The following is a 4,328-nucleotide window of genomic DNA, read 5'->3' on the forward strand; positions in this document are numbered from 1 at the left end:
CCATGGGGCCGGCGGGGGCCCCCGCCGCCCTCACCGGGGGTGCGGGGCCCCGCTCGCACGGGGTCAGTACACCAGCTTGTACGTCACATCCTTGGGGATCGGCGACGGCACGGTGTCGGTGAACAGGAGCCTGATCGTGGTGAAGCGCTCCACGCCGGGGCGGTCGGGCCAGGGCTCGGGGTTGGCCAGCGTCACGGACACGGGATAGGAGCGGAAGCGGCCCGCCGCGCAGTTCGGGCGGCATTCGTTCGCCATGTCGGTGCCGGTGGCCGTCGCGGTGCGCGGACCCCACCAGTCCCAGTGGAGCCCCACGAGGCGGTTGTTGCCGTCACCGCAGGCCAGCAGGAACTCCTCGGGACGCACCTGGTCCTCGGAGAAGCAGTCCACGACCACGACCGGATCCGGCACCGGAGCCCGGGCGGCCGCCCGGGTCTGTGCGGAGGCCGGGACGGCCGCCGCCACGAGCGCCGCGGCCGCACACAACAGCGTGGCCGTCCGCAACCCGGACCGGGCTGCGCGCCGGCCGTCTTCTGAAGCGTCCACGAGACCCTCCTCGCCGTCGTCCCGCAGTCGGCACGGGAACCCTGCCAGCTTCCCCCATCCCGCCGGGACCCGCACCCGGTGGACCGGCGGCGGACCCGTCAGGGGGCGGCCCGGTCCGCCGGGAAACCGGGCGCGGGACCGGCCGGGGGACCGGGCGCCGCACCGCTGCGGAAGCGGACCGGGGCCTGGAAGCGGGCCTTGCGGGCCGCCCGGCGGAAGGTCGTCAGCACCGCCGGGCCGGCGAGCAGGACGCACACCAGGTTGGTGACCGCCCGGCCGGTGTCCCAGCCCAGCGAGGTCGCCAGGTCGAAGGCGAGGTAGCGCTGGAACTGCTCGGTGAACGGCAGCCCGGGAAGGTAGGCGATGGAACTGTTCGGGTCGAGGGAGAACGGCCAGAAGGAGAGGTTCAGGAGGAAGCCGAAGAGGTAGCCGGACACCGAGCCGTAGGCGGCCAGCATGACGACCTCACGGCGGCCGGTGGCCCTCGGCAGCATCCCGGCGAGCATCCCGACGAAGGCGCAGCCGAACATCTGGTACGGCATCCAGGGCCCGACCCCGCCCGTGATGAGCGCGGAGGCGAAGAGCGAGGTGCAGCCGAGGGTGAAGCCGAAACCCGGCCCGAAGACCCGGCCGGCCAGGACCAGGATGAAGAACACCGTCTCGATGCCCGCCGTGCCCGCGCCCAGCGGGCGGATCGCGGCGTTCACCGCGGACAGGACGCCCAGCATGGCGAGGGCCTTGGAACTGATGCCGCCCTCGGCGATCTCCGAGATCACCACGCACAGCACGACCACCAGCAGCACGCCGAAGATGAGGGGCGGCGCGTAGTTCGAGCCGAACTTCCCCGGGGCGACCAGGAACGGCCAGAAGAACGCGACGACGCCGAGGAACGCCGCCATGGCGATGACCACCCCCGCCCGCGCGCGGATCCTGATGGCGGCGGTGGCGCGTGCGGTCATGAGTCCGGGTCCGTCCCCTGGGCGGCGAGCACGGCCGAGACCTGGTCGACCGTGAGGTAGGGCAGCGGCGCGAGGATCTTCGCCGTCTGCGGCGCGAAGACGGGGGAGGCGACGATGACCTCGGACGTCGCCCCGTCCGCGACGATGTCACCCTCCGCCATGACGACCACCCGGTCCGCGGCGCGCGCCACGAACTCCACGTCGTGCGTGGAGATCACGACGGCCCGCCCCTGCGCCGCCAGGCCGTCGATGATCCGGATGAGCCGGCTCTTGGCCCGGTAGTCGAGACCGCGCGTGGGTTCGTCAAGGAGCAGCACCCGGGGGGCGGCCGACAGCTGGATCGCCAGGACCAGGGCCAGCTTCTGGCCCTCGGAGAGGTCGCGGGGGTGCGTCGACCCGGCGATGCCGGGCGCCAGCCGGTCCAGGATCGCGCGGGCCGACGGGACCGCGGTCCCCGCCTCCGGCGCGGACTCGGTGTCGGCCTGGTCGAGTTCCTGCTCGACCGTTTCGAGGTACAGCAGATCGGTGGGGGTCTGCGGGACCAGGCCGACCAGGTGCCGGGCCCGCGCGGCGGACAGCTTCCGCGGGTCCTGCGGCTTCCCTCCGTCGGCCGGGACCACCGAGACCGACCCCGCGCTCCGCGCGCCCGAGCCCTGGAGGGCCCACAACAGGGAGGACTTCCCCGAGCCGTTGCGCCCCATGAGCGCCGTCACCTCGCCGCCGCGCAGGCCGAGGCCGACCTCCCGGACGGCCGGTACGCCGTGGTAGGACACGGTCACCCCGCGCGCCGTGAGGAGTTCCGCCCGGTCGGCCGGGGCGTCGGGGCGCACCGGCGGGGGGACGGTGTCCGCCAGCCGGGCGCGCAGGGGCGCCGCGGCCCGGCGGGCGTCGCGGATCGACAGGGGGAGCGGGGACCAGCCGACGCTGCGGCCGAGCTCCACGATCGGCGGCGCGATGGACGACGTACGGAACACCTCGGCGGGCGCTCCGCTCACGACGAGGCCGTCGCCCGGGAGGTGGATGACGCGGTCGGCGTACTGGACCACCCGCTCCAGGCGGTGTTCGGCGAGGAGGACCGTGACGCCGAGGTCGTGGACGAGGCGGGTGACGGCGGCCAGCACCTCCTCCGCCGCGGTCGGGTCCAGGGCGGAGGTCGGCTCGTCCAGGACGAGGACACGGGGGTGCGCGGTCAGCACGGAGCCGATCGCGACGCGCTGCTGCTGGCCGCCGGACAGCTCGTGCAGCGGGCGGTGGCGCAGGTCGGCGAGGCCCAGCAGATCGAGGGTCTCCTCGACGCGCTTGCGCATGGTCGCCGGGGGGACCGCCAACTGCTCCATCGCGTAGGCCAGCTCCTCCTCGACGGTGTCCGTGACGAACCCGTCCAGCGGGTCCTGCCCCACCACGCCGACCACGTCGGCGAGTTCGCGCGGCGGATGTCCGGCGGTGTCGCGGCCGTCGACGAGCACCCGGCCGAAGAGGGTGCCTCCGGTGAAGTGCGGGACGAGGCCGTTGACGGCGCCCAGCAGCGTGGACTTGCCGACGCCGGTGTGGCCGACGACCAGGCACAGTTCGCCCTCCTCGACGGTCAGGTCCACATCACGCAGGACGGGGGCGGCCGCGTCGTCGTACAGGACGCTGACCTGGTCGAAGGTGATCATGCGGTGTCCTCGGTGCGCTGTGCCGGAACGGGCCGGGCGGGCGGGCTCGGCGGCGGGGCCAGGAATCCGGCCGCGCCGGCCAGCAGGATCGCCGCCGCGGGCACGGGCGGCAGGGTCGGCCAGCTGAGCGGATAGATGGAAGGGTTGAGGTCCGCGGCGTTGAAACCGGCGTTGCCGAACAGCAGGGCGGCCGACAGCACACCGCACCCCGTCACGGCCCACTCGGCGAACCGCCACGGATCGGGCCGGTAGGTGGTCCGGGTGATCCGCCGGCCGCCGAGCCGCAGCCCGGCGAAGCACAGCACCGCTCCCGCGGACATGGCGGGCAGACCCAGCAGCGTCGGCGCGGTCGCGTCGAGGAGCCCGTACGCGCCCGCGCACAGCCCGCACATGCCGAGCAGCATCAGCGCGCCCGTCAGCCGGCGGGACCGGCGCGTGGCCGTTCCGGACCGCCCGTAGCCGCGCGAGTCCATGGCGGCGGCCAGCCTCAACGACCGCTCCAGCGCGTCCTCCAGCACGGGGACGACGATGCCGCGCAGCGCCCGCAGGCCCTTCGTGCGGCCCGCCCGCAGCCGGCGGGCCCGGTGCACCCGCTGGACGCTCTGCACCAGTTGGGGAGCCACGCTGATGGACACCGTCACGGCCACGCCCAGCTCGTACAGGGCGCCCGGCAGGACGCGCAGCGCCCGCTTGGGGTTGGCGAGGGTGTTGGCGGCGCCGACGCAGCAGAGCATGCACGCCAGCCGCAGCCCGTCGGTGGCGGCGGACAGCAGCGCCTCCACGGAGACGGGGCCTCCGAGCTGGATGCCCGCGTACCAGTCGGGGGTGGGGATGTGGGGCAGGGAGAAGAGGAAGTGGTCCCGGGGCGTGATGCCGGTCGCGAAGACGGCGCGGAACAGGACCCGGATCGCGACGACGGTCAGCGCCAGGTAGAGGTAGTACGTGAAGCCGCGGGCCCACGGGGCCTCGGTGCGCCGCATGGTGACGACGTAGCCGAGGACCGCCAGGACCAGGAACAGCAGCAGCGGGTTGTTGGTGCGGCTGACCGCGGTGGCCAGGGCCAGGGCCCAGATCCACCAGGCCACCGGGTGCAGGGTGCGCGGCAGACGGCGGCCGCCCGCGTCCGGCGCGGAGCCGGACGCGGGCGGCTTGGCCGCGGCCTGGAGGG

Annotated in this window: 4 protein-coding genes; all 4 read right to left on the bottom strand. The window is 74.4% G+C overall.

Annotated features, from left to right (window positions below; genetic code table 11):
- Nucleotides 1-63 precede the first annotated feature (63 nt).
- Complete coding sequence (locus ABT106_RS31215; protein WP_351284225.1) at nucleotides 64-543, bottom strand: hypothetical protein; 480 nt, start codon at nucleotides 541-543, stop codon at nucleotides 64-66.
- 98 nt (nucleotides 544-641) lie between these two features.
- Nucleotides 642-1,502, bottom strand: a complete 861-nt coding sequence (locus tag ABT106_RS31220) for an ECF transporter S component (protein ID WP_351284228.1) — start codon at nucleotides 1,500-1,502, stop codon at nucleotides 642-644.
- On the bottom strand, nucleotides 1,499-3,160 hold the full coding sequence (locus ABT106_RS31225; protein WP_351284231.1) for an ABC transporter ATP-binding protein: 1,662 nt from the start codon (nucleotides 3,158-3,160) through the stop codon (nucleotides 1,499-1,501). The genes ABT106_RS31220 and ABT106_RS31225 overlap by 4 nt, the downstream gene beginning before the upstream one ends.
- A partial coding sequence (locus tag ABT106_RS31230) for an energy-coupling factor transporter transmembrane component T (protein ID WP_502979538.1) occupies nucleotides 3,157-4,328 on the bottom strand: 1,172 nt, incomplete at its 5' end. The genes ABT106_RS31225 and ABT106_RS31230, both read right to left, overlap by 4 nt.

This window comes from Streptomyces sp. NPDC002044, from assembly GCF_040296725.1.
GTDB lineage: Bacteria > Actinomycetota > Actinomycetes > Streptomycetales > Streptomycetaceae > Streptomyces > Streptomyces antarcticus.